This is a genomic window from Myxosarcina sp. GI1(2024) (assembly GCF_053543375.1).
Genome location: NZ_JBKGTY010000008.1, coordinates 39,619 through 65,134, shown reverse-complemented (window position 1 = coordinate 65,134; position 25,516 = coordinate 39,619). Strand labels below are relative to the sequence as shown.

The 25,516-nt window shown below is 42.5% G+C and carries 23 protein-coding genes; 14 read left to right on the top strand and 9 right to left on the bottom strand.

What is annotated here, in order from left to right; genetic code table 11:
• The first annotated feature begins 66 nt into the window (after nucleotides 1–66).
• On the top strand, nucleotides 67–1,209 hold the full coding sequence (locus ACLFKQ_RS23165) for an IS4 family transposase (protein ID WP_448998311.1): 1,143 nt from the start codon (nucleotides 67–69) through the stop codon (nucleotides 1,207–1,209).
• 96 nt (nucleotides 1,210–1,305) lie between these two features.
• Here ACLFKQ_RS23165 and ACLFKQ_RS23160 read toward each other — a convergent pair whose 3' ends face one another.
• From ACLFKQ_RS23160 to ACLFKQ_RS23150, 3 genes are all read right to left on the bottom strand, one after another.
• A complete protein-coding gene (locus tag ACLFKQ_RS23160) occupies nucleotides 1,306–1,683 on the bottom strand; it encodes a hypothetical protein (protein ID WP_449002074.1) in 378 nt (125 codons plus the stop codon).
• Nucleotides 1,684–1,709: 26 nt separating this feature from the next.
• Nucleotides 1,710–1,979 (bottom strand): hypothetical protein, encoded by a 270-nt coding sequence (locus ACLFKQ_RS23155; RefSeq protein WP_449002073.1) that lies wholly within the window; start codon nucleotides 1,977–1,979, stop codon nucleotides 1,710–1,712.
• 2,408 nt (nucleotides 1,980–4,387) lie between these two features.
• Nucleotides 4,388–5,551, bottom strand: a complete 1,164-nt coding sequence (locus ACLFKQ_RS23150; protein ID WP_449002072.1) for an AAA family ATPase — start codon at nucleotides 5,549–5,551, stop codon at nucleotides 4,388–4,390.
• Nucleotides 5,552–5,858: 307 nt separating this feature from the next.
• On the opposite strand from ACLFKQ_RS23150, the gene ACLFKQ_RS23145 reads away from it, so the two are divergent.
• The 9 genes from ACLFKQ_RS23145 to biuH all read left to right on the top strand — a co-directional run bounded on the left by ACLFKQ_RS23145 (nucleotide 5,859) and on the right by biuH (nucleotide 14,495).
• Nucleotides 5,859–6,062, top strand: coding sequence for a hypothetical protein (locus ACLFKQ_RS23145; protein WP_449002071.1), 204 nt, complete (start codon nucleotides 5,859–5,861; stop codon nucleotides 6,060–6,062).
• Between the two features lie 80 nt (nucleotides 6,063–6,142).
• The gene (locus ACLFKQ_RS23140; RefSeq protein WP_449002070.1) at nucleotides 6,143–6,982 is read left to right on the top strand and encodes a DUF928 domain-containing protein; all 840 of its coding nucleotides are present in this window, start codon (nucleotides 6,143–6,145) and stop codon (nucleotides 6,980–6,982) included.
• Between the two features lie 231 nt (nucleotides 6,983–7,213).
• Complete coding sequence (locus tag ACLFKQ_RS23135; protein ID WP_449002069.1) at nucleotides 7,214–8,380, top strand: BMP family ABC transporter substrate-binding protein; 1,167 nt, start codon at nucleotides 7,214–7,216, stop codon at nucleotides 8,378–8,380.
• 46 nt (nucleotides 8,381–8,426) lie between these two features.
• Complete coding sequence (locus ACLFKQ_RS23130) at nucleotides 8,427–9,509, top strand: ABC transporter permease (protein ID WP_449002068.1); 1,083 nt, start codon at nucleotides 8,427–8,429, stop codon at nucleotides 9,507–9,509.
• A 42-nt stretch (nucleotides 9,510–9,551) separates the two neighbouring features.
• Nucleotides 9,552–10,478, top strand: coding sequence for an ABC transporter permease (locus tag ACLFKQ_RS23125; RefSeq protein WP_449002067.1), 927 nt, complete (start codon nucleotides 9,552–9,554; stop codon nucleotides 10,476–10,478).
• A gap of 267 nt (nucleotides 10,479–10,745) precedes the next feature.
• Nucleotides 10,746–11,765: a formamidase gene (locus tag ACLFKQ_RS23120; protein ID WP_449002066.1), complete on the top strand. Its 1,020-nt coding sequence runs from the start codon at nucleotides 10,746–10,748 to the stop codon at nucleotides 11,763–11,765.
• Complete coding sequence (locus tag ACLFKQ_RS23115; protein WP_449002065.1) at nucleotides 11,762–12,148, top strand: allophanate hydrolase-related protein; 387 nt, start codon at nucleotides 11,762–11,764, stop codon at nucleotides 12,146–12,148. Before ACLFKQ_RS23120 ends, ACLFKQ_RS23115 begins: the two co-directional genes overlap by 4 nt.
• A 183-nt stretch (nucleotides 12,149–12,331) precedes the next feature.
• Nucleotides 12,332–13,747 (top strand): nucleobase:cation symporter-2 family protein, encoded by a 1,416-nt coding sequence (locus ACLFKQ_RS23110; protein WP_449002064.1) that lies wholly within the window; start codon nucleotides 12,332–12,334, stop codon nucleotides 13,745–13,747.
• Between the two features lie 67 nt (nucleotides 13,748–13,814).
• Nucleotides 13,815–14,495 (top strand): biuret amidohydrolase, encoded by a 681-nt coding sequence (gene biuH / locus ACLFKQ_RS23105; RefSeq protein ID WP_449002063.1) that lies wholly within the window; start codon nucleotides 13,815–13,817, stop codon nucleotides 14,493–14,495.
• Between the two features lie 42 nt (nucleotides 14,496–14,537).
• Here biuH and ACLFKQ_RS23100 read toward each other — a convergent pair whose 3' ends face one another.
• A complete protein-coding gene (locus ACLFKQ_RS23100) occupies nucleotides 14,538–15,296 on the bottom strand; it encodes an HIRAN domain-containing protein (RefSeq protein ID WP_449002062.1) in 759 nt (252 codons plus the stop codon).
• Nucleotides 15,293–16,126: a HipA-like protein gene (locus ACLFKQ_RS23095; protein ID WP_449002061.1), complete on the bottom strand. Its 834-nt coding sequence runs from the start codon at nucleotides 16,124–16,126 to the stop codon at nucleotides 15,293–15,295. Before ACLFKQ_RS23095 ends, ACLFKQ_RS23100 begins: the two co-directional genes overlap by 4 nt.
• A 228-nt stretch (nucleotides 16,127–16,354) precedes the next feature.
• Between ACLFKQ_RS23095 and ACLFKQ_RS23090 the strand changes: the two genes are divergently transcribed.
• Complete coding sequence (locus ACLFKQ_RS23090) at nucleotides 16,355–17,899, top strand: ABC transporter ATP-binding protein (RefSeq protein WP_449002060.1); 1,545 nt, start codon at nucleotides 16,355–16,357, stop codon at nucleotides 17,897–17,899.
• A gap of 89 nt (nucleotides 17,900–17,988) precedes the next feature.
• Nucleotides 17,989–18,666: a cysteine hydrolase family protein gene (locus ACLFKQ_RS23085; RefSeq protein WP_449002242.1), complete on the top strand. Its 678-nt coding sequence runs from the start codon at nucleotides 17,989–17,991 to the stop codon at nucleotides 18,664–18,666.
• Between the two features lie 41 nt (nucleotides 18,667–18,707).
• Here ACLFKQ_RS23085 and ACLFKQ_RS23080 read toward each other — a convergent pair whose 3' ends face one another.
• The 3 genes from ACLFKQ_RS23080 to ACLFKQ_RS23070 form a co-directional block, all read right to left on the bottom strand.
• Entirely contained in the window at nucleotides 18,708–21,380 is a 2,673-nt protein-coding gene (locus ACLFKQ_RS23080) for a CHAT domain-containing protein (protein WP_449002059.1), read from the bottom strand.
• A gap of 286 nt (nucleotides 21,381–21,666) precedes the next feature.
• A complete protein-coding gene (locus ACLFKQ_RS23075; protein ID WP_449002058.1) occupies nucleotides 21,667–22,305 on the bottom strand; it encodes a response regulator in 639 nt (212 codons plus the stop codon).
• Nucleotides 22,302–23,585, bottom strand: coding sequence for a sensor histidine kinase (locus ACLFKQ_RS23070; RefSeq protein ID WP_449002057.1), 1,284 nt, complete (start codon nucleotides 23,583–23,585; stop codon nucleotides 22,302–22,304). The genes ACLFKQ_RS23075 and ACLFKQ_RS23070 overlap by 4 nt, the downstream gene beginning before the upstream one ends.
• A gap of 201 nt (nucleotides 23,586–23,786) precedes the next feature.
• Here ACLFKQ_RS23070 and ACLFKQ_RS23065 point away from each other — a divergent pair, with 201 nt between their 5' ends.
• The gene (locus ACLFKQ_RS23065) at nucleotides 23,787–24,293 is read left to right on the top strand and encodes a Spy/CpxP family protein refolding chaperone (RefSeq protein WP_449002056.1); all 507 of its coding nucleotides are present in this window, start codon (nucleotides 23,787–23,789) and stop codon (nucleotides 24,291–24,293) included.
• 113 nt (nucleotides 24,294–24,406) lie between these two features.
• On the opposite strand, the gene ACLFKQ_RS23060 is transcribed toward ACLFKQ_RS23065, so the two are convergent.
• Entirely contained in the window at nucleotides 24,407–24,652 is a 246-nt protein-coding gene (locus ACLFKQ_RS23060; protein WP_449002055.1) for a hypothetical protein, read from the bottom strand.
• A gap of 432 nt (nucleotides 24,653–25,084) precedes the next feature.
• On the opposite strand from ACLFKQ_RS23060, the gene ACLFKQ_RS23055 reads away from it, so the two are divergent.
• On the top strand, nucleotides 25,085–25,480 hold the full coding sequence (locus tag ACLFKQ_RS23055) for a transposase (protein WP_449001707.1): 396 nt from the start codon (nucleotides 25,085–25,087) through the stop codon (nucleotides 25,478–25,480).
• The last annotated feature ends 36 nt before the right edge of the window (nucleotides 25,481–25,516 follow it).

Here is a 25,516-nt window from a genome sequence, read left to right as displayed (position 1 = left end):
GAACAGAGACAACCTATGGTAAAAAAGATTCGGTCAGTTATTGAGAATCCGACCGAACCCTAAAAAATGTTAAACCAATTGTACCGCAATCATCTTTCACGTTATCTGAGTGATGACCAACTAATTACTTTGGAAGTGCTGGTATACCTTATCCAGACCTACAAACAAGTAAAGATAGAAAGACTAGCTGCATACTTCCCTTTACCAATTAAATATGAGAGCCGTCGTCGCCGAATCCAAAGGTTTTTGAAGTCCTCAGCTTTATCAGTTTCGTTAGTCTGGTTTCCCATAGTCAAAGAAGTAGTTCAAAAGAAATTCTTGCCAGACCAGACAATTTATCTAGTCTTAGATAGAACTCAATGGCAAGATAAAAATCTGTTCATGGTTGGAGTAGTGATGGCGAAAAGAGCTTTGCCTATATACTGGCAGTTTCTAGAGAAGAAAGGAGCCAGTAACTTCGCTCAACAAAAAGCCATATTACGTCCAGTATTGAAGCTGTTTAAACAACACCAAATCGTTATTTTAGGAGACAGAGAATTCCAGAGTGTTGAACTAGCTAAGTGGCTGACCCAGCAGCAGGTCTACTTTGTGCTTCGACAGAGAAAGAGTACGAAGATAATGGTAACTCAATTAGGTTTTACTCCCTTAAAAGACCTAGACGTTAATCCAGGAGACCAACGGTTTTATCAAGAAACTAAAGTCACTCAACTGCATCAAGTTTCGGGGATTTATTTAGGGGTCTATTGGCGACGTATTTACCGAGGCATGGGGGCAAAGGAACCCTGGTATCTGCTGACAAATTTACCCAATTTACCTGAAGCTGTCAAAGCCTATAAAAAGCGCGTAGGGATTGAGGCGATGTTTAAAGATTGCAAGTCAGGTGGCTACAATCTCGAGGGGTCGCAAGCTCAGATTGAACGCCTTACTCGTCTAGTTTTGCTCATCGCCATTGCTTACACTCACTCGGTGTTCAAAGGACATACTCTTAGCCTTCGAGGTCAGTCTAAATACATCGGTCGCCATCGAAAAATTAAACAATCTTTGACTCGCAACAGCTACTTTTGGCTTGGTTTATATGGTAGTAGCTGGCTGGTTTCATTTACCTTGATGAAGGAATGGATAAACAAATTGATGTGGCTCAATCTCAATAAGCTGCCTTTTTACCAGAGGGGTCTACGAGCTATGTTTATTATCCAGCAATCTTTCTAGCTCCCTTGTCACCCCTTCAGGTAATAAAAGCTTGTATACTTCAAAGGTAGAGTTTAGATAGTAGGCGCAGGGAATTAGTAACTGCTTAAAATTCTCTCAGTCGTCAGCTTCGACAAGAGCAGCAGCGATTTGAGAGAGATGTTCGTTGCGTTCGATGAGAATTAGTGGGGTTAAATTATGTGCTTCTTGACCTAGCTGAATTCGAGTGATGGCGATCTCTTTTAGTACCGTTGCGGCTTGATAGTTACTACTAATCTGCTTTGCAGTATGGAAAGCAAGATCGAGAGTCAATTTAGCAGCTTCTAACTCATTTATTTCAGCTTGAGCGATAGCGATTTCTTTTAGTGCTATGGTTTTATATTGTTCATATAGCGTTTTATAAGTCTGCCAAGTTTGTAAGGCTAGAGCTAGAGTAGATTGAGCAGCTTCCAACTTCTGCTCTCTTACTTGAGCGATCGCAATCTCTTTTAACACCTCTGCTCTAGCTAGTTCATTATCTATCAGCCGAACATTGCAAAGAGCGGTATCAAGTTCTCCGATCCTGGCTGAGCGGTAATGACCACTTCTAATACGTCTGCCTTGGATAGATGGGAGTCTATTATTAGTGCGGTTTGGAGTGCAAGGGTAATAGTAGAAGCGGCAGCATCTAAATTCTCTACTTGAGCCTGGGCATAAGCAATCTCTATCAGTGCCATCACTTTATAGGAAGCATCCTCTATTAGCCCAGCAGTAGCCAGAGCGAGAGCAAGAGTAGAGCGAGCGGCTTCCAACTGCTCTGCTTGAGCCTGAGCGACAGCAATCTCTTTTAATGAGTCCGCTTTAAGTTCGATGTAGTCATGGTCAAACTGTTCGGCAGCGTTGAGGGCGACTTCAAACTCTCCAACACTAGCTAAAGCAATAATAATTTTATTGAATTTTATTGAACGTCTCGTCTTTGCTATAACTATTGTCGATTAGCCGAGCAGTAGCAAGGGCTATGTCAAAAGTAGAGCGAGCAGCTTCTAAATCCTCCACCTTAGCTTGAGCGAGGGCAATCTCCTTTAGCGTGTCGGCTTTGAGCCAGTCATCGTCATGAGTAATTTTTTGTGCATTATGGAGAGCGGCAGCAAATCTTTGAGCTTTAGCTTGGGCGATAGCAATGTTACTTATTGCCCGTGTCTCGTAAAAATCACAATGCTGAGCGATTCCATATATGGGCTGGTTACTCTGAAGAAAAAGACCTAGTGTATGTCGTGCACCCTCTAATTCTCTAGTTTTTACCTGCGCGATCGCTATCTCTTTTAGAATCTTTGTTTTAACTGCTTCATCTTTAATGAGTAGTGTAGTATGGCTGGAGGCTTCAAAATCCTCCAGTCTAGCTTGAGCATTAGCAATGCTTCTTAATGTTTCTGTTCTATCCTTGTCATTGCCAATCGACTGGGAGATGCGAATAGCGATCGCAAAAGTAGAGCGTGCAGTTTCTAAATCTTCTACTTCTGCTTGTGAAGTGGCAATACTACATAATGCTCCAGCTTTGTCTTTTTCATTGGTAATACGATCTGCGGCTCTAAGTGCAAGCAACAAAGTAGAATAGGCAGCTTTCAAATCTTCTACTTTCCCTTGTGCAGTAGCGATACTACATAATGCTCTAACTTTGATATCTTCCCTTTCAATTAGCTGTACAGTGTTAAAAGCGGCTTCAAACATCTTAACTTTTGCTTGTGCCGTGGCAATATTTCTTATTGTCCAGGCTTTGAAAATTTTCCTCTCAATTAGCTGTGCAGTTTGCAGAGCAGCTTCAAACATTTTAACTTCAGCCTGAGCGATGGCTATATTGCGTAGTGCCCAGTCTTTTCTTGCTCTATTTTCGATCGACTGTACTGTATCAATAGCGATTTCAAACTCTCGTACTTTGGCTTGAGCCGTAGCGATATCTCTTAGTATCGATGATTTGGGTATTTCATTTTCAATTAGTCCTACCGTTTGTAAAGCAGCATCAAATTCCTTTAATTTTGCCTGAGCGATGGCGATCACTCCTAGTGCTCCAGCTTTTCTTCCTTTGTTCTCAATCGACTGTGCGGCATCTATAGCAAGGGCATAAGTAAAGCGGGCAGCTTCAAGCTCTCCAACTTGTGCCTGAACCGCAGCAATTTTTTGCCAGACATATACTTCATCGAAATCTCGTTTAATGAGCCGAGCGGAATAGTTGGCGAGAGCCAAAGTAGAACGAACTTCAAAATCCATAGCTTCAGCTTGAGCCATAGCGATGCTGCATAGTGCCATAGCTTTGCAGGATTCACTTTCAATCTGCTGTGTAGTAGAAAAAGCAGCTTTCAACTCATTGGCTTCAACTTGAGCCTCAGCAATACTTCTTATTGTCCAGGCTTTATCCCTTTTATTACTGATGAGCTGTGCAGTGGCAAGGGCAGCTTCAAAATTTCGAGCTTCAGCTTGAGCCGTGGCAATACTTCTTAGTACTCCTCCTCTGAGCCAGTCATTCTCAATCTGCTGTGCCGAGTGAAGAGCAAAAGAAAAAAGATTAGCTTTAGCAAGTCGTTCGCATAAGTCGCGGCGAGCATAAACATCCAAAATCTGCTTCTGTAAAACGAGGCAAGCTTCTTCATCAACTTCTATTATTTGAGTCAGAAGATAAACAGCATATTCACTTTGCCAGTCTGACAGACGGAACAACCGCTTATGCTGCAATCTTTCTAGAGTAGTCCGCGCTTCTTCTAGTTTTCCTAAATCCTTCAACGCCCACACCAAAAGTAGATTCCATAAAATACACCAAGCTAGGTAAGTTCCAGTTCCATCTCCTTCTATCTCGTACAAATCTGCTAACCCCCAGGCTCGCCTCAAATTTCCCTTTTTTAGAGCCTCCAGAGGTGATTGTTGTTGTATCTCGATGATTTGTCGCGCATGAGCCAGACAGAACTCGGCTATTGTTGCTGGTTCGTCTTCTGCTATTGCTCCTCGTATAGCCATTTGCAGAGTAATTGAGGGTTGATCTGGGTCGTTCGTCAATATTCGAGCCTGCAATTGGAGAAAAGCGCGATCGCCTGCCAGAGCGTATAATCGTTCGTATTGCTCAACTCGCAGCAAATGCCAAGCATAGTTACGCAGGGCATAGGGGTTATGGTGCTCCTGCCAGCGAGAACACCAGGTTAATAAATTCTGTAGGGAGCGATTTCGAGCTAATTCAATATTTGGCGTACTTTGGAGGTAGTGACGTGAAGATTCGTGTGATAGAGTCCAACCCCAAGTTCCTTCGGGAGTAATAGCTCGTCTCAGCAAAAGCGACTCCAAACCCAGGGCTTCGTCTATTAGTTTTCTGTCGATCGCGTCGCGCTCTGTTTGTAGTATTTCTTGCAAGTTTTCTTCCGTTAGAGGTTCGACTAGCCCAGACTAATAAAGCCAAAACTTTACAGAGAATTTGCCAGCTATCTTCTTCCTCAAACCGTTTTAGAAGCTTGTCAAAGTAGTCCCACAGACCCAGTGGCAACTTCTCTAGATTTTCCAATGTCAGTCTGCCTGCCCGAAGCTCTTTGATAACTAATTCCACATATAGCGGCAGTCCTTCACAACGCTCGACTAATTTTTTAATGAAGCGTTGGCGACGCTTATCTTCAAAGTCATCTAGCAAACTATCGCACTTTTGCTCGAGCATTTGCCGCACCTCAGCTTCTCTCAGCGGCGGAAGTTCTCCATTTTTCCAGAGTTTTTCTACCGCTTCAGTGGTGAAAATTTCATTCAGTAGTGATTCGTCACGTCCCGCACAGACCCAGATCGCACCAGAATACTGGATAGACAGAGTTAGTCTAAGAAAATCTGGATACCGCTCGGCAATTTCATCTAACCCGTCTAATAAAAACACGATTACTGGTTGCGCATCTCCTGTCTCCTGCTGAAGTGAAGCTTTTAAAGCTCTAGCGAACTGTACTTGAGGTGGTTCTCTGAGATCGTATCTCTCGGCGATCGCTAGCTCAGCCGATAGCTTCAAAATTGCCGCTTCATAGAAGCGTTCGGGAGTGCATCGCCCATCGCCGTAACGAAAGAAATAGGGTACTATACATAGCTCTGGGTTGTCTTCGAGCTCGTCGGTCAATTTTGCCATTAAAGCCGACTTACCCACACCAGCCTTACCACCGATCCAAAGCATCCCTCCTGTTTGCCGATGCTCCCACACCCATTTTTTTACCCGCTTTACCTGCTCGGTACGCCCGACCAGTCCTTGTTTTAAATCTTCTTTTAGATCGTGAAAATCATACTGCCGACGTTGCCATTCAGCACGTGCATTCTGCTGCTGCCAAGTTAAGTCTTTAAATTTCGAGTCGTTGCGGTAACTTTCTTTTTGCTGAGCCATAGAAGTTGTGCTAGCTAACGTATGAACAAATTTAAAGTGTTGAAAGTTATTAACAGTTCAGTCAAAAAAAGTACTTAATTTCTTCAGTTAAGATTTGAATCTTATCGAGTTATTGTAATTCTACAGCGTCTCTCTATTTGCTAGATTGCTTGTTTCTGCCAAATAAGATATCAAAATGTGTATGGGTTTTGTCTAAAAGCCGCACTATACCTGGCATAAATTCTACTGTCGATCACTATATCCAATGTGTACTCTATAAATAAATCGATTTACCAAGCTATTCGATTGAGAAGGTCAAGAGAAAGTTATGAATAGTAATTTAGAAAATTTACTTGCTAATTTATTACCAAACTTATTGGGATTTAGTTTAAATTTTGTTGACGATCTTCTTTGTCTTCTATTATCTCATTTAGGAATTCATTTAACCTGGTTACAGTTTTGTAGTTACGGGGTAATTGCTGGTAAATTGATATATTGGTTGCTGCAATTGGGTTGCAAGCGTTGTTTCTGAGTAACCGCCAAACTATTAGAACCAGTTAATTAATAAAATTAAGCGAAAAATTAGTTGTCGAGCGATCGCTAGGTGTAATTATGGCTAAAATAAATCAAAACTTTACGATTAGTCCTCTACGAAAAATCTGGAACAGTACATTTTTAACTAGCTGCTTGCTGTGTTTGACTATTGGTATTAGCCACACGGCTCTAGCAGAATACAAACAACCACCAAATACCAAAGATGATGCTCCTGACTCGCGAACCACTACTATCTCTGGTGTCAGAGGCACTGGCGGATGTAGCGGCAAAGAAACGACTAATCTTACTGCTCTAGGACCCTACAGCCATATCGGTGCTACTGCTGCTACTCATCCTACCTTTGTTTGGTACGTTCCAGACCGCGATGTCTATCCCGTAGAATTTCAAATCTATGAATACGAAGCCGCTAGTGTTGACGGTAAAAGAGAATTGGTATTTGAGGCTGAGTTAGAAAGTTCTCCAGGCATCATGAGCTATACACTTCCTCAGGAACGAGAAGGTTTATCTCAGGAAAATAAATACGTCTGGCAAGTAGCGGTAGTCTGTAATCCCAATCGTCCCTCAGAATCTTTAGTAGTCAGTACCCAAATAAAAGTAGTAGATATGCCTGCTAACTTAATTTCTCAACTCAATAGCGTTAGCGATCCTGTCGCTAAAGCCGATATTTATGCCGAAGCTGGTTTATGGTACGATGCTTTGGCTGAAGTGGCAACAGCGCAGAATAATCCTCAAGCCAGAGAATACATGGCTCAAACTTTAGTCCAGCTGGCAGAAATGGAACAAGAGAAAAATGCCGACAATATCGAAAACCAAACCAAATTTATTCGTACTGTAGACAGGCACCAACAACAGTTAGAACAAGTTGTAGAAGCTTTGGCAGCAAACAATAACCAGTAACTAAGTTTTACTACGAAATATACTTTGCAGTTAAGGTTGAATTCGGCAGAAAGATAATTCAATTCTGCTAGATACTATAAGAACTTTCTCTATGTTATCTTCTGTTCACAATTTATTTACGATCGCTATAACCTCTAATCTGACAATACCATCCTGTAAACTAAGTTACAAAAGACAAGATCGAAACGTAATAGATTTAGAAAATTTAGAATCGAAAGCAAATAATGAGTAATGAATAGAAAAGGCTTTCAACTGTCTCGCCGCCAAATTATTAGAGGTGTTTTGGGGACTGCTGCTTTTGGCTTAACCTCAAAATTTGGTACTGGCTGTAGCGATCGCACCGCATCGAATGGAACCACCTCAGAATCAGATCCTATCGTTATCGGCTTTATTTATGTCGGTCCTAAAGACGATTTTGGCTACAATCAATCTCATGCAGAAGGTGCCGCCGCCGTCGCCCAACTTCCAGGTTTTAAAGTCGTCGAACAGGCTAACGTTCCAGAAACTCAAGCCGTACAAGAGACAATGCGAGAAATGATCGAAATAGATGGAGCGACGATATTATTTCCTACTTCTTTTGGCTATTTCGATCCTCACATTCTAGAAATAGCAGAGGAATTTCCAGAAGTACAGTTTTTTCACGCTGGAGGACTCTATCAGGAAGGAATGCCAGAAAATGTTGGAAGTTATTTTGGCTACATAGATGAAGGACAGTATATCGCAGGGATTATTGCGGCACACAACACCAAAACTGGAAAATTAGGTTTTGTAGCTGCCAAACCCATTCCTCAAGTATTACGCAATATTAACGGCTTTACTTTAGGAGCAAAAAGTATCAAGCCCGATATTACTACTCAAGTCGTGTTTACAGGAGACTGGGCTGCACCTGTAAAAGAAGCAGAAGCCGTTAACAGTATGGTCAATCAGGGAGCCGATGTAATTACCTGCCATGTCGATAGTCCCAAAGTAGTTATAGAAACCGCAGCTAAACGAGGTGTTTACTGTTCGGGGTACCATACGGATCAGTCGGCACTAGCCCCCGAAGCCTATCTTACTGGAGCGGAATGGGATTGGGAAAGTATTTATACTCAATATGCCAACTGGGTCAAAGAAGGCAAAACTTTAATGAACGGCGAAATCCCCCACATCGTTCGTGGTGGTTATCAGGAGAAATTTTGGAAACTATCTCCTTATGGACCTGCGGTGAGCGAACAAACCAAATCCGATGCCGAAGCGGTAAAAGATAAATTTGCCGATGCCAGCATGGTAATTTACACGGGCGAACTTAAAAATAATCAGGGAGACACTATTCTTGCTGAAGGCGAAACTTACGAACAAACTGCGATCGAGCTAGAAAAGACAGATTGGCTAGTAGAAGGAGTACAGGGCAGCGTTTAAATCGCGAAGCGTTTAGCTGTAGGCTTTTTGCAGTGACAAATACAAGATGATTAATCGATATAACTGGCGTAGAACTCTAGAAGCAATTTGTATTCCCATTGGTGCGGTTTTAGCAGCGTTAGTTATGTTTGGGATTTTTTGCGCGGTAGTGGGAGCAAATCCTTTTGGGGTCTATGGCTCGATTTACAAGGTAGCTTTCGGCGGTTGGAGTGCTTGGCAGAGAACTTTCATTCAAGCTTCACCTTTGATGCTGACTGCTTTATGTACAGCCCTTCCAGCCCGTTTGGGATTGGTAATAATCGGTAATGAAGGAGCTTTAGTTATGGGGGGATTGGGCGCGATTATCGTCGGGCTTTCTTTAGGTGACTTTTTACCTCCCTTGCTAATTCAAATCGGCATGGCACTGGGAGGAATAGTGTTTGGAGGAGTGTGGATCGCACTGGCAGGAGCATTGCGTCATTATCGGGGGGTTAATGAAACTATTAGCAGTTTGTTATTAAACTATATCGCGATCGCCGTACTCAATCATTTAGTAGAAGGACCGATGCGCGATCCCAGTTCCCTTAATAAACCCTCTACTTTTCCCATTGCCGAAATTAACCGCTTGGGAGATATACCTGGAACCCGCATTCACTATGGCTTACTCTATGGTTTGATTGCCTGTATTATTTCCTATATTTTGATTCAGCGCACTACCTTTGGTTTTGCCGCCCGTACTGCTGGGGGAAATGTTCGCGCCGCACAGATAGCAGGTCTTCCAGTAGGTAAATTAACTATTATTATCTGTTTTTTGGCAGGTTCTTGCGCTGGTTTGGCTGGCATGGTAGAGGTAGCGGCAGTTCACGGGGTCGCTAACGAATCTCTCAATGTCGGTTACGGTTATGGTGGGATTCTGGTGGCTTTTGTGGCTCGTCACAATCCCTTAGCGGCAGCATTAGTGGCAACTTTATTAGGGGGAATTTTGGCTAGCGGTGGTATTCTCCAGCGATCGCACGATCTCCCCGATGCTACAGTTCTCGTCTTTCAGGGCTTAGTTTTCTTAATGGTCTTGTATGGCGATTCGCTTTATGGACGTTTTGCTTTCTTTCAAGAACGAGAAACACCTTCTAGAAATCTCGCTCCTAACTAGGAGTTACTCTAAATTTAAATAAATGACTAACAACTAACGGAAATGGCAACAGGAGCATTAGGTTGGTGGGGCGTGCCATTAGGCATTATTGCAGGAACATTTAGGGGGAGCGTACCCTTTTTGTTCGTCAGTTTGGGAGAATGCCTCACCGAAAAGAGTGGCAAAATTAACTTGGGATTAGAAGGAACTCTCTTAACTGGAGCAATGACTTCCTATGCTATTTCTTATCTAACAGGCTCGCCTTGGCTGGGGGTATTAGCAGCAGGAGTAGCAGGAATGGTTCTGGGTATAATTCATGGCTGGCTATCACAACAGCCAAGAATTAATGATGTAGCTGTCGGCATCGCCATGATTATCTTTGGTAGTGGGGTGGCTTTTTTCTTGGGCAAACCTTTTATCAAACCTGCCGCACCTCAACTCCCGACTATCGACCTAGGCAATTGGAGTAGTATTCCTCAAGTTCGAGCAGCACTAGAAATTAGTCCTCTATTTATTTTAGGCATCGCGATCACTTTTTTGATGCAGTGGTTTTTTAAATCTACTCGTTGGGGACTGTACATTCGCGCTGTAGGAGATAATCCCGATGCTGCTAGAGCGATGGGTATTTCGGTGTTTAAAGTCAGAATGCTGAGTATAACTATAGGCAGTTTTTTGGCAGGAATTGGCGGTGCTTCCCTGTCTCTTTACTATCCTGGAGTTTGGACAGAGAGAATTTCTAGCGGTCAAGGGCTAATAGCAGTAGCACTAGTAATCTTCGCTCGCTGGAATCCCATTCAGTGTCTCTATGCCGCACTATTATTTGGCGGCGCGCAATCTCTAGGACCCGCCCTACAATCGGTAGGAATCGATTGGGGTTACTATCTCTTTAATGCGGTTCCCTATGTTTTAACCTTGGCAATTATGATTGTTACCTGCTCCCCCAAACGCAGTTTAACAGGCGCGCCAGGAGCATTGGGAACGGATAAATAATCAATAGTTAACAGCATCAAAATAAAATCAATGTTAAATGATGCGATCGCGCCTTCTTAGCTAAGTAAAGAGCGATCGCAATAAATCGTTTCAGAAATAGCTTCTTGCTTACCAAGTCGTGCGGTAAACTGAGGTGTAAAGCTCTTGGATTGACAATCTTGTTTCCAGTCTTGGAGATGTCGATACTAATTTTAGCTCTGTAATGAAAACAGAAAGAGCAAATAAAGCAGCAGGGGGGAAGCAAAAACTAATAACCTATGACTAACTATGAATGGACTCGGTGGCTTAAATAAATCTCCTGCTGGAGTCGTCCTCGGTATGGTACAGCTTCAGCTTCCCAACGTGGTAACGCCCGAAGATTTGGCGGCGCAGACTCAGAGAATTTGCGATTTGGTAGGCAAAGCCAGACGCAATATGCCAACAATGGATTTAGTGGTGTTTCCCGAATACGCCCTACACGGCTTATCGATGGATACCAATCCCGACATTATGTGTTGCTTGGATGGTAAAGAAGTAGCGGCTTTTAGTGCAGCTTGTCGGGAGCATAAAATTTGGGGCTGCTTTTCAATCATGGAATACAATCCTCATGGTAATCCCTACAACAGTGGCATTATTATCGACGATCGCGGCGAATTAAAGCTTTATTATCGCAAGCTGCACCCTTGGGTACCAGTGGAACCTTGGGAACCAGGTAATTTAGGCATTCCTGTCTGTGAAGGACCAAACGGCAGCACCATCGCTCTAATTATTTGTCACGATGGAATGTTTCCCGAAATGGCGCGAGAATGTGCCTACAAAGGTGCAGAAATTATGCTGCGTACCGCAGGCTATACTGCTCCCATTCGACACTCCTGGCAGATTACCAATCAAGCTAATGCCTTTTGCAATTTGATGTATACGGCTTCGGTTTGTATGTGCGGTACGGATGGAACTTTCGACTCGATGGGAGAAGGTTTAATTGTCAACTTCGAAGGCGTACCTTTGGTTACGGGAAGCAATCGTCCCGATGAAATTATCACCGCCGAAGTTAGACCCGATTTAGTACGAGAAGCCCGCAAACATTGGGCAGTAGAAAACAATATCTATCAGTTCGGACATCGGGGTTATGTGGCAGTCAAAGGCGGGGCGCAAGATTGTCCCTATACCTATATGCAAGACTTGGTTAATGGCAATTATCGTCTACCTTGGGAAGATGAAGTGATTCACAAAGACGGTACATCCTGCGGTTTTGCCGCACCGACTAGAAAATACCAACAGTCACCTATTTCCACACCAGTCGAATCATGAGTGAAACCATCGCCCTAGCCGTCAATGGTACTTTGATGCGGGGATTGGAACTCAATAACAATCTTCTGGCAGTAGGAGCTACTTTTATTCGCGAAGCAACTACCCAACCAATCTATCGGCTATTTTCCATTGACGATATTCATCCAGCGATGATGCGGGTTAAAACTGAAGGTAGGGCGATCGCGGTTGAAGTTTGGGCAGTTCCCCCCGCAGGTTTGGCAAAAATTTTACTGCAAGAACCCCCTGGTTTGTGCATTGGTAAAGTAGGTCTCGCTGACGGTACTGAAGTTCTCGGCGTTGTCGGCGAATCAATTTGTTGCGATCGCGGTAAAGAGATTACTCAATATGGCGGTTGGCGAAATTACCTCAACTCCCAAAACTAACACTTCTTTTTTTACTTAAATTCTAGAAGTTCGATTGCGATCGAATTTTACAGCACAAAAATTCGAAAATAAGCTGTATGGCACGAGCTTAATTTTGAACTAATGTGTGCATTTGTCGATCGCTGCCGTTTAATAAGGCGGTTTAGTGCTAATTATAGTCTTCTCTCTTAATGAGCTAATCCAATGACCGATAAAAATCCATTACAGTTAGAAACCTCTGCTGAAACCGCTCGTGTACCTGAATCTCCGTCTCTAAACCCTCAAGCCACAGATATGATTTATGGCTTGGAGGCTACACCTGCCTTGCAAGAAACCCTCGCTGCTGCTTTACAACATGTACTAGCAGCCTTCGTTAATATCATTGCCCCTGCCCTCGTAGTCGGTAACAGTATCGGTTTGGAAGCTAGTGATATTAGCTTTCTAATTAGTATGTCCCTGTTTATCTCTGGTATTGCTACATTTATTCAAATTCATCGTATCGGTCCAATTGGGTCGGGATTGTTAAGTATTCAGGGAACTAGTTTTGCATTTGTGGGAACGATTGTGACTGTCGGCACCGCCGCAGTCGAGTCTGGTCGTTCGCCAACTCAAACCTTGGCTAACTTACTGACGATTTGTCTACTGGGTTCTTTTATTGAGATTATTCTCAGCCAGTTTATCAAACCTCTAAAAAAAGTCATGACTCCTCTCGTGAGTGGCATTGTTGTCGTGCTAATTGGGTTGGTTTTAATCCGAGTAGCGGTTACAGCAATGGCAGGTGGTTCGGGTGCAGAAGAAGCGGGTACGTTCGCCAGCTTAGAAAACCTTGGTGTTTCACTACTCGTGTTAACCGTAATTGTGGTTCTCAATTGTAGTGGCAGCAACTTGCTCCGTATGTCAGCAATTCTAATTGGCTTAGTGGTTGGCTATCTCGTAGCCTTGCCCCTAGGTATGTTGAACTTTGAGGGATTGAGTCAACTTTCTTTGGTAACTGTGCCAATTCCATTTCGATATGGATTTGATTTTAGCTTTGCTGGATTTATTCCTTTAGCTTTTTTGTATGTAATTACGACTATTGAATCCATTGGCGATTTGACTGCAACTTCAATGCTAGTTGGAGAACCTATTGAGGGGGAAATTTATTTGCGGCGAGTTAGAGGCGGTATTTTAGGAGACGGAGTAAATTCTTTAATTGCAGCCTGTTTCAACACCTTTCCTAACACAACTTTCAGTCAAAACAATGGCGTAATTCAGTTGACAGGCGTAGGTAGTCGCTATGTAGGATATTTTATTGCGGGAATTTTAGTGTTGTTAGGACTCTTTCCCGTCATTGGGGGATTGTTTCAAGCTATGCCTCAACCTGTATTAGGTGGCGCAACCTTGCTGATGTTCAGCTCAGTTGTAGCATCTGGTATCAAGATCCTGCATGGCGTGAATTTGAGTCAGCGCAATACGCTGATTTTAATTGTTTCTCTAGGACTCGGTATGGGGGTTTCGTTCGTACCAGAAATCCTAGAAAATACGCCCTATTTAATCGAAAGCGTTTTTTCCTCTGGCATCGCTACGGGAGGCATAACAGCCCTCGTTCTCAATATAGTAGTGCCTGGCAGTCGGGAGTAGCAATTACCGTGTCTTATTCCCGATACAAAAATCTCAACAATCTCGATACGTAAAATTTCTATTGCTTATGTTTATTTCAGCCGATCCCTATCCCTATCCCTATAATGGCGACTTGCGCCCCGAAAATACCGTATTGCTGATTATCGATATGCAGACAGACTTCTGCGGTATTGGAGGTTACGTCGATAAGATGGGCTATGACCTGTCTCTTACCCGTGCGCCGATCGCGCCAATTGCCAAGGTTTTGGAAATAATGCGCGATAAGGAATTTCCCGTAATGCACACTCGCGAGGGACATCGCCCCGACCTTGCAGATTTACCAGCTAACAAACGCTGGCGCAGTCGTCAAATTGGTGCGGGTATTGGCGATCCTGGACCCTGTGGCAAAATTTTAGTGCGGGGCGAACCTGGATGGGAAATTATTCCCGAACTCGCTCCACTGCCAGAAGAAACTATTATCGATAAGCCAGGAAAAGGTTCGTTTTATGCCACCGATCTCGACTTAATTTTAAAAGGCAAAGGCATTCAGAATATTATCTTGACTGGAATTACTACCGATGTTTGCGTTCACACCACCATGCGAGATGCTAACGACCGCGGTTATGAATGTCTGCTACTGTCTGACTGTACTGGAGCGACAGATTACGATAATTATCTGGCAGCGTTAAAGATGGTTAAAATGCAGGGGGGAGTGTTTGGTACGGTAACAGATTCTCAAGCTTTGATTGAGGCGATCGCGGCTGTGTAAAATCATGCTAAGACTATAAGTAGTTTTAGATATAGTTACCAATTACACATTAACCGCAGATGAGACTTCGACAATAGGTTGATAATCTTGACTGGAAAACAGAATAAAATCACGATCCCATTTTGCTGTCATGTTGCATAGTAAACGAAATTGAATTGGTGTTGGCGCGGAATTAATTCTTTCAATACGGACAACGACAGATTGAGGATTTTGTGTCAAAACTTCAACAATATCTGCTGATAAGTATCGAGGACAATAGCCCAAATTATGGCGTTCTTCAGTTCTTAATAGCAAAGCATTTGAATCGTAGGGATTTTGAAAGTCGCGTGTTAAATACAAACGCTCTTCTAATTTTAACTGTTTGATTTTTTCAATAGAACATTCTGGCATATATCTCAGTCCATGTACAAAAAAATGAAGATGATAAACTCCATTTTGATTTTTTTCTGGACAAGGAAAAATTTCAAAAGTGTCAGTTGCTTTACGCCCGCCACTACGCGCTAAAATTGCAATTGGATCTTTTTCATTTTGGGGAATATTTAACCACTGAATATAATCTTGATAATCTGGACGAGAAGAACGCATCAAACGATTAGAAAATAGAGGAAAAAGTTCTACTGATGTGTAAATGCGATTTTCCTCTGGAAAAGAGTGCAATAGTTGAAAATTAGATTCAGCCTGAGCCTTTTTTACACCATAGATATAAACAAAGTGATAGCTTTCTCCATCAAAAGTTAACTGTCCGATGGGAAACCAATGCCGAGTTTGAGAATCTTGCCATGCCAAAAATACTTTTTTCATAATGTTTTTCTCCGAAACTCTATTAATCTCTTTTGATTAATTTCTAATATTTTTTGAGCAAATTCAATTCCACTTGAAGAAGTAAGATGCTCTGGAATGCGCACTAATAAGTTTAAAGTATCATTAGCTGATATCTCTGTAAGGCGATCGAGCCAAATATTCGCTGTTTGTGGATAGAGTTTTGCTGCTTCACAAAATGCGTCGAAAGTTGTTAAAGGTTTCTTATCTCCAACATTAGCATATAAACAAGACTTACACTTCTTTGCATAAGCTTCTACTGAAAACCCCTTATCTTTTGTCTGAAGTCTTTTTTTACGTCGTTCGTCAGACTCGTTTCGTCCTAAACTGGAGGCATGGTCATATGTTGGTGCTAAATAACTTTTCCCTCTATAATCGACAAATGCCCAATTTTCATGATGTCTATCGCTATTGCCAATCCACGCATCCAAAAGTAAATAGCCAATAAAAGTATCTACTGCTGTTTCAATACCTGTTAATGGAAACCAATTTATTGTTAGAGCGACTAAAGAGCTATCAAACACACGAAAAATATTATTGAGAGTGTGTTGAGATAGATCGTTAATATCTTCTGGATAGTCTAAAAATATTTGTGACAAAATTTCATTGCCAGGAATTAGACTACCATTTTCAGGAAGAAATGATTTAGAGATTATTCCTTTTTCGCCGTTAAATACTGCTAATTCATACTCAGTATGAGGAAGTTGTAGCAACTGACATAATTCTGCTGCAATTTTTTCTGACCAATCTTCCCCTGTATTTTGTCTGGCTTTTTTGTAAAGGCATAAACCCAACTTTTGATGATGAACCAAAATTTTTCTTTAGTTCCCATTGCTTCGGATTGTTCGGGGGCTTCAAGGGAAATTTCAAAGATTGGGGATTTTTTAGTCACATTTTAATAGTAAAGAGCTAATTTTACCAACAATTATACTTACGCTGGATAGGCGATCGCCAAAAAAAGTAATTTTAAATACTTATTTTTTAGCTTGAGTTTGTCAATCTAAGCATATCGGATTAGAGCTAGCGATCGAGGTAAGTTGATGGACACTATGACCGTAAGTAGCCAAACTTCTGCCAAACTGCCGCCAGAACTAGCGGTAGTTAATATGTCCAAGCGGTTTGGTAATCTGGTAGCTCTCGAGCGCGTTTCGCTGAAGCTCAAACCAGGAACCGTTCACGCTTTGTTAGGAGAAAACGGTGCGGGTAAAAGCACGCTGGTTAAGTGCGTTATGGGTTTTTATCAGCCTACCGAAGGCGAGGTAGTTATTGACGAGCGATCGCGCCAAATTGCTAGTCCCCGCGATGCTCATCAGTACGGGATCGGTATGGTCTACCAGCACTTTACCTCCGTTCCAGCGATGACCGTAGCGGAAAACTTAGTACTTTCCCGTTATGACAAAACCAATGTAATTAACTGGAAACAAGAAACGGAACGTTTGAGTGAGTTTATGGCAACTGCACCGTTTCAACTGCCTTTAGATATTCCCGTCGCTCAATTGGCTGCGGGACAAAAACAGAAACTAGAAATTCTCAAACAGATCTATCTTCAAAGTCGCATTTTAATTTTAGACGAACCCACTTCGGTCTTAACTCCTCAAGAAGCCGACGAAGTACTGGGTTTGTTGCGAGAAGAAGTGGCTGGTGGTAAGTTAAGTATTTTACTTATCAGTCATAAATTTCGAGAAGTAATGGCTTTTTGCGATGAAATTACGGTATTGCGTAAAGGTAAACTAGCTGGAAATGGTTTGGTTAGAGATTTAAAAATTTCCGACTTGGCTGAAATGATGATGGGGGAACAAAGAGAACTCCAGAAAGTAAAAAAGAGCGACACCTCTGTTGGTCAAACCGTTTTGCAAATTGAAAATGTTTGTGCCGATAAAGATAACGGACTACCAGCAGTCAAAGACTTTAATCTGATAGTTAATAGCGGTGAAATCGTTGGTATTGCAGGTATATCTGGTAATGGACAAAAAGAATTGGTAGAAGTCTTATCGGGACAGCGATCGCCTAGCTCTGGAAAAATACTGGTAAATGGTGAAATATACCAGGCAACTCGCCAAGAAATGTTTCGCCATCGAGTTTTTTCACTACCAGAAGAACCCCTCCGCAATGCCTGTGTTCCCGACATGAGTGTCGCCGAAAATATGGCACTGCGAACTTTTGACCGCCCTCCACAATCTCAAAAAGGATTTTTAATTTTGAGTGCCATTCGCAATGCTGCTAAAAAACTAATAAAAACTTTCTCGGTGCGTACACCTTCTCCCGAAACCCCAATAGTTAATCTTTCGGGTGGTAATATTCAACGGGCAGTGTTAGCCAGAGAGTTATCTTCCGACAAGATCGAGTTATTAATTGCGGCAAATCCCTGTTTTGGTTTGGACTTTGGCGCAGTCGATCTTATTCATCGCTCCATTGTCGAAGCGAGAAACCGAGGTGTAGCAGTGCTGCTAGTTAGCGAAGACTTAGACGAATTAATCGAACTCAGCGATCGCTTGGTGGTTATTAGTGAGGGAGAATTAGTCTATCATAGTTCGACTGCCGAAGCCGACCTCAACACTATCGGTCAACGTATGGCGGGACATTAATAAAGACTCAAACTCTATTAAACCTAGTGCCTAAAGCCCAAAGCCTAAAGCCTAACCTTTTCCTAAATCTCTGATACATGACCGAGAATATGATTCTAATTCCCGCACAACCTTATGATTACGAACTACCCAGTCTTGACTGCGTAGCGTTATTAATTATCGATATGCAGCGTGATTTTTTAGAATCAGGCGGTTTTGGGGAAGCTTTAGGAAATGATGTCAGTCAACTTCAGGCGATCGTACCGACAGTAAAGCAGTTATTAGATAGCTTTCGCGATCGCGCTTTACCGATTGTATATACCATAGAAGGACATCAACCCGATCTATCCGATTGTCCTCCAGCAAAACTACGACGCGGAAATGGTAAATTAAAAATAGGCGATCTGGGTGCTATGGGGCGAATCCTAATTTTAGGCGAACCAGGCAACGAAATTATTCCCGAATTGCGCCCCCACCATAACGAAACAGTAATTTCCAAACCTGGTAAAGGAGCTTTCTACCAAACTAATTTACAATCTTGGCTGCAAAAACAAGGTATAACCCATCTAATTATTACTGGAGTTACTACGGAGGTTTGCGTACAGACAACCATGCGTGAAGCCAACGACCGTGGTTATGAATGTTTGTTAGTAAAAGATGCTACAGCTAGCTATTTCCCAAAATTCAAACAATCTACCTTGGAAATGGTTCGCGCTCAAGGAGGAATTGTGGGCTGGACGACAACTACGAGTAGTACTTTAGAAGCTTTAAATCGGATATGTAAGTAGGAGGTCGAAAACTATATTGTTTTGCTACTGCGAGATGACAATCATAGCCAATCGCCGATAATGATAAAAGGCGACCAATAAGCAGGATGAACTTCTTGGGCTATTAAGTCTTGTTGAGCGGCTCGAAGAGCTTCGGCTTTGGTAGTTTCAGCCTCTTTAAAATTGGCGTAAAAGTTTCTGACTACTTGAGGAGTGATTTCATCGCTAATCGACCACAAAGAGGCTAGGGCACTACTAGCACCAGCTTGAATTGCTACACCTGCCAAACCCAAGGTAGCACGTTCGTCTCCTACCGCAGTTTGACAGGCAGTTAGAGCGATCAAGTCTACTGGTTCGTTATCGGTGGCGGTGGTGCGAATTAGGCGATCGAGTTCGGTAATGGTCAGTTTTTGTCCATCTCCTATAACCAAAAAGGTATCTTCGGGTTCGGAACTAAATTGACCGTGGGTAGCAATATGTACGATGGGATATGATGTCTGTTCTAATTCCTGACGTAAGCGATCGCGAGTAAATTCTGCATTTAACAATCCCGTACTTTCTACGAAAATATTGGTTACTACTTGAATTTCTCGTTCGACGTTAGGCAGGGGATTAAAGATCCGACCATCAACTTGTGATTCCTCGGTTAACCCTAGGGCGAGAGCTTTTAATCGTTCGTTTTCCAGTCTATTGCGATTGGTAAGATTTAGACTGGGAGTAGTAGCGATCGCATACTGTTCCACTAAAAACTGTTTGCCATCGTGCAAAGCTGCCATCGGAATACTTCTAAGCAAGCCATCTTGAATAAAAACTAGGGTTTTTATCTCTTCTTGCTGTAAATCTTCGGCAAAGGGCTGAATCAACCAGCTATAAATCTTTTGTCCCTGTTGGGGATCGAAGCGGTTGTAGTAATTTTCCAATCCTCGTCGAAATTCGTTGATTTCTTCGCTAATGTCGTCCTTGGAGCGGTCTTGCCAGACGATTTTAGTTTTTCCTGAAAATTTAGCCACGATCGCGGTACGATCTTCTAGAATAATCGAACTAAAATAAACTGTCTGGCTATCGGGTGCAAGTAAGTCCACCGTACCAACATTGGCAACCTCAGCGATCGCACAGTCATTACCAAAATAATTCTGTAGTTCTGCCAATCTTAGAGAATCGACGGTATCGAGAATCGAACTGACATTTTTAGCTTTTTCCGTGCCATCAGCGTTGACCACGATTGTATTGTTTTCTGTTCCTAGCCTTTGGTCGATTAACTCGCGATAAATCGGTTCGACGGTATCGCGAAAGTCAAATTGAATATCGCGATTAGCAGTTAATAAATCGTCTCGGATGCTTTCTAAAGTCGCAACCGCAGTCTCATAGGCAACGATACTCGGTTCTCTTTTTCCTTGAGCCTGTAAAATTCTCCCTGTCTGCCATTCCCAGAGATAGAGACTATCTTTATCTCTCTCAGCTGCCAAACGCGCTCGTTGAGTTAATTTTAGAGCTTGGGGATAATTTCTCTCGCATTCATAAATATGTCCTAATTCTCCCAAAGCAAAGGATTCCGCTCGTTTATTTTCTAATTGAGTTGCGAGAGTAACGGCAGATTGTAGTAATTCTCTAGCTTGGGGTAAGTTTTCGGAAGCCAAACAGCTGTTAAAAGTTACTCGTTCGGATTGTAAGAGTTTAGCCAAATCGATAGTTGCATAAACCGTGCTTGCTTGTGGGGGTAGATTGGAAATTAAGCTGAGAGCGAGTTGTTTTTGACTTTCCGCTCGGTCGTATTGTTGGAGACGATAGTAGATAGGAAGCAAATTATTGATACTGCGAACGCGAGCCAGAGAATTTTGTTGCGCGGTAGCCAATTCTAAACTCCGACCGAAGTAATCTAAAGCTTGTCTGTCACTATCTCTAGCACTTCTGGTTTCTACCGCCATCAAACTGTTACTGCCATATATTTCTCCTCTTGTTTCTGCCGACTCCGCACGACGATAACTAACCTGGGCTAAACTGCTGTAGATCTTTCCTAAACTATTTAACGCCGACAGGGTTAACTGAGTATTATTTAATTTTTGCGCGATCGCCAAACTATTTTTAGCATAGCTAGCTGCGATTTGGTAATCTCCCCTAAGATGATAGGCTTCTGTCAAACTCCCTAATGCGGCAACTTCTCCCAGTCGATCCAGTCGTTCTCTTGCTATGGCGAGGGCGCTTCCTGGCTGACAATTGGGTATCTCCAAGTTTGGAGGAGCAGTTTGTCGCTCTGCTGTCTCTTTATTATTAGAGGGATCTTGAGAAGCAGACGATACCTCGAAATTCGATACATTATTACATAAAAGGGCGATCGCCTGACGATGTTGTCCGATTCTACTATAGCCTTGTGCTCGTTCGGTAAAACTTCTTCCTAATTGTCTTCGGTTGCCTAACTGCTGGTAGTGGTCACTTACTTGCGACCAAAAGGCAATCGCCCGCTCTGTTTGTCCTATCTGTTGAGAGGCTCTGGCTAAGTTTTCTAAAACTATTGCCGCGTTGTGAGCGTCCTCCTGACGATAAGTAGCTAAAGCCCGCTCCCAAATAGCGATCGCCGCTCGATAATTTTGATTTTGATACTCTGCAACTCCTTGACGTACTAGTTGGCTAGGCTCTGGAGTTCCAGCGTTAGTGAAAGAAAGCTGCCCTAAGAGTAAAGATAGGGTCAGACTGATAATAAATAAAAGTTTCCACCCAAAAGTAATGCGCCGCTTCATGAACCTAATCTCTTAACACGGTAACCGTACACAAACTCAATATTATTATTATCTTACTATTGTCACAGGGGAAGAGCATCTCAAACTCTATTGACAAAAGGATTGTAGAACAGTCAGTCATCATATAGTCATTATTCATAACTTAAGTGCGACGCATCTTTTTGAAGAATCTGGTGCGTTGGATCGGGTAGCACGACTGGCAAGTAAATGGTTCGAGCGTTATCTCATATCAGATAGCGACTAAATAGAGCGCTCTTTGAGGACACGGGACTTGAGTTGAATTCAACTAGATGCAGTTTAAATAGGTAGTTGCCAAAATAGCGGCTTGAGTGCGATCGCGTAGATCGAGACGACGTAAAATACTATTGACGTGATTTTTGACCGTTCGTTCGGATATATATAATTGTTTGGCAATTTCGAGATTATTGTAGCCTTGGGCAATTAGTCGCAATACTTCTCTTTCTCTAGGAGTTAGGGTGGCTAATTCTGGAGGTGGTTCGATTGGTTTGGCAATAGGGGTGGCGATGATTTTTTCTAATAATCCAGGTCCCAATTGAGTATAGCCGCGATCGATAGCACGGATTGCCCGTGCAAGTTCTTCTGAGGGAATATCTTTGAGTAAATATCCCTTGGCACCGTAACTCATGGCTTGGGTTACATATTCATCATCATCAAAAGTAGTCAAAACTAAAATTTTGATTTGGGGAGCTGTTTCGGTGAGAATGCGAGTTGCTGCCACTCCATCCATCACTGGCATCCGAATATCCATTAAAACGACATCGGGCTGTAAGGCAAGCGATCGCTCTACCGCTACTTGCCCATTTTCTGCTTCGCCGACTATTTCCAGATCGGGCTGAGTTTGCAGTAAACTAGCCAACCCTTCTCTGACAATACTTTGGTCGTCTACTAACAAAACTCGAATCATCCCTCGATCGTTCCCAATAAAGGAATTTCAACTTTAATCTGACATCCCTGGTGCGGTTTACTGGTTAATCTAAAATTACCATTGAGTGCTTCAGTGCGTTCTCGCATACTCTGTAAACCAAAACCCGTGATATTTGCTGTCGGCTCGAAACCCCGACCATTATCATCGATTTTTAGTTGAATAATTTGCTCTGTTTCTCTTAATTTAAGACAGACTAAACTTGCCTGACTATGTTTGGAGATATTAGTTAATGCTTCCTGAATAATGCGGTATAAAACCAAAGAGATTTCCGCAGATAGAGAAGTAGCTAAATTTATCTCGGTTTCGATCTCAATATTGTTGTTGCGTTTAAATTCTTCAATTAATTGTTTTAGCGAGCTATCGAGCGATCGCATTTTTAAGGGATTGTTTCTTAAAGTTGCCACGGCGATACGAACATTTTGTAGTGCCTCTTTGCCTAGTTGCCTGGCTTTTTGCAGATGATAAGTAGCTTTATCAGCATCTTGTGAGATAAACAATTCGGTATTTTCTAGCTGGATACTTTGAGCAGTCAGATAATGACCGACAGAATCGTGAATTTCGCGAGCAATTCGGCTTCTTTCTTGTAAAGTTGCTTGATTTTCGATGGTTAGGGCTAGCGATCGCAAGCGACGATTGGCAATAGCCAGTTTTTCTCGACTTTGATGTTCGGTGACAACTGCTCCCACTAACAGCAGTACAAAAGCTAGGACAAAACCAAATAGCAATGCCGAATTAATCGTCAAACCAATTAGCCAACTATGTAATTCCTCTGACGGTAAATGCCTGGGTAATCTTCTGGGTAATGCTCTACCAAGAGGAATGTCCAAAGGACTAATCCTCAACCAAGTTAAGAGTTGCAACAGGATAAAAAAAGCACAACTCAAAACTGCCACAACAATACGTCCACTCCAAGGAAAGAGCAAACAAGCACGAATGACGACAATCAACATTAAAGCAGGAAAAACGAGCATTTCTCTTCCCGCCAACAGTACCGTTAGCCAACTCAAACCAAATCCGCAACCAATATAGAGTCCTCGTACCAATCGAGAGCTAAAAGGCAATCTCAATCCCATAATTCCTAGAATACTTAGGCTCACAATTGCCCCAAGAGAAAATAAGTTCCCGAACTTAGGTAAGGGAAAGGGGTGATGACGATGGGGGAACCAAGTAGATAATACTGCCAGTAAAGCAATACCCAGTAAAGCCCATTCTAGATAAAGTAGCAGGCGAAAAGGATGTTTTTTCCAAACGACAGTCATGAGTTATTCGTCGATTGACAGCTTTATCCCGATCGTGTCACAAAATCGAGCTAATTAATCTAGTTCTCAAGTACCAAACCGACTTAGTACCCTAGTCCCAGATCGAGTTGGGAACTGAGATCGAAGTCGCTAAAGGTAGGTATTTTTTAGGATCGAATTGTAAACAAACAAACCTTTAATTGAAACCAGGAGATCTTAATTATGATGTGGCGTACTATTTCTACTGTAGCAGCAATATCTTTAATCTTACCTCTCAATGTCTATGCTGCTCAGTTAAATTCCAACACTAACAATACTACCCCAACAACCAATAAACTCATCGCACACGACCCTGACGAACAAGCTTTTGAATTTGGTAGAAAAGGTAGAGGATATCGGATGCAAAGACTGTGGGAACAACTCGATCTTACTCCCGAACAATCCACACAAATCGAAACCATTCGGCAACAATCTCAAGCAGACACAGAACCTCTCCGCCAAGAATTATACCAAGCTCGCGCACAAATGCGATCTCTGCTGGCGGAAAATGCCGATCCTGATGAGTTGAGACAACAGCATCAGCAAATTCATACTCTACATCAACAACTGGGAGATCGACGTTTTGAAACCATGCTGGAAGTTAGAGAGATATTGACCCCCGAACAACGCAGTCAAATGTCTGAGTTAATCCAACAACATCGTGGAAGACGAGGTTTTGGCGATCGCTAATTGTTCTTCTAACGGAACTTTCAGATTAAAAGATCAACGAAAGTCATATCCAGAGAGACTTTCATTGATTTTACCCCCCGTACCGATCGCTCATAAGGGTAGGTTTTTTACAATCAAGAAGAATTAGAAAAATGTAAATCGCTGAAATGATTGAGCGACAAAGGAAACAGACGACCAAAAGAGATCGGCTGACTGTTGAGTAGTTGCGCTATTACAGTTAACAAACCATTAAGAAAACAAGAAAGAGAACGATTGGTAGTAGACGAAGATGGAGCAGTGCGATCGTCAATTAAGAGCTCATCATCAGAAATTTCCTGTTCTCCACCAAGAGTAAGCATCCACAACATAGCGACGGACATTGCTAACCAATGACGTTCCGCTCGCTCTGGTTATCTTAAACGAGTTTTATGCCACTGCCAGCCATCACTTTTAACATCTCGGTAGGAACTTTCAATCCAGGAACGAAATCCATACCAGAGAAGATTCCCCTCAGTTGTGTTTAAATCGGTGAGAATCAACCAAGGGTCAGCATAACCATCATCCCATTGAGCTAAAAGAGTACAATCAATCGGATGGCTTTTAAAGCAAGTAATTTGTCCCGACCAACTCTCACTCTTTTGAGTGACAACAGTGGCTAAAGGCTGCCATGAAGATGAATTTGGTAATCGGTAGTGACCTTGATGATTAATTCTTAAAAATGGATGCCAACCTAATGCGACAATCTGTTTATATAACCAATTTGCATATAATCCTCTCTCGGCACTAGGTTCTGTTGACGTAAAGAGGCAAAGATGAGAAAGTACCTGAAGTTGCTGATTTTAGTCAAAAAATTCTTCATGAAATCTCGTGTTAAGTTGGACGATTCTGCTTGGCAGCAAATTTTCGTTGTTCTGAGCCACCAACAAGACATCCGTATCAAAGACCCCAAAGCTTGTCGTCGTTTTCTGAATGCGGTTCTCTGGATTACTCGCACAGGTGCTCAATGGCGTGAATTACCCAAACGTTTTGGCAACTGGAACAGCCTCTACAAACGATATCGGCGTTGGTGTCAGAAGGGAGTTTGGCATCGTCTCTTGCAAGAAATGTCCCACTCTGCTGACTTAGAAAGTTTAATTCCCGATAGCACCATGATTCGTGCTCATCCCTGTGCAGCAGGAGCAAAAGGGGGTCAGAAAAACACTCTTTAGGAGGTTCTTGTGGCGGATTTAGTACCAAGTTACATG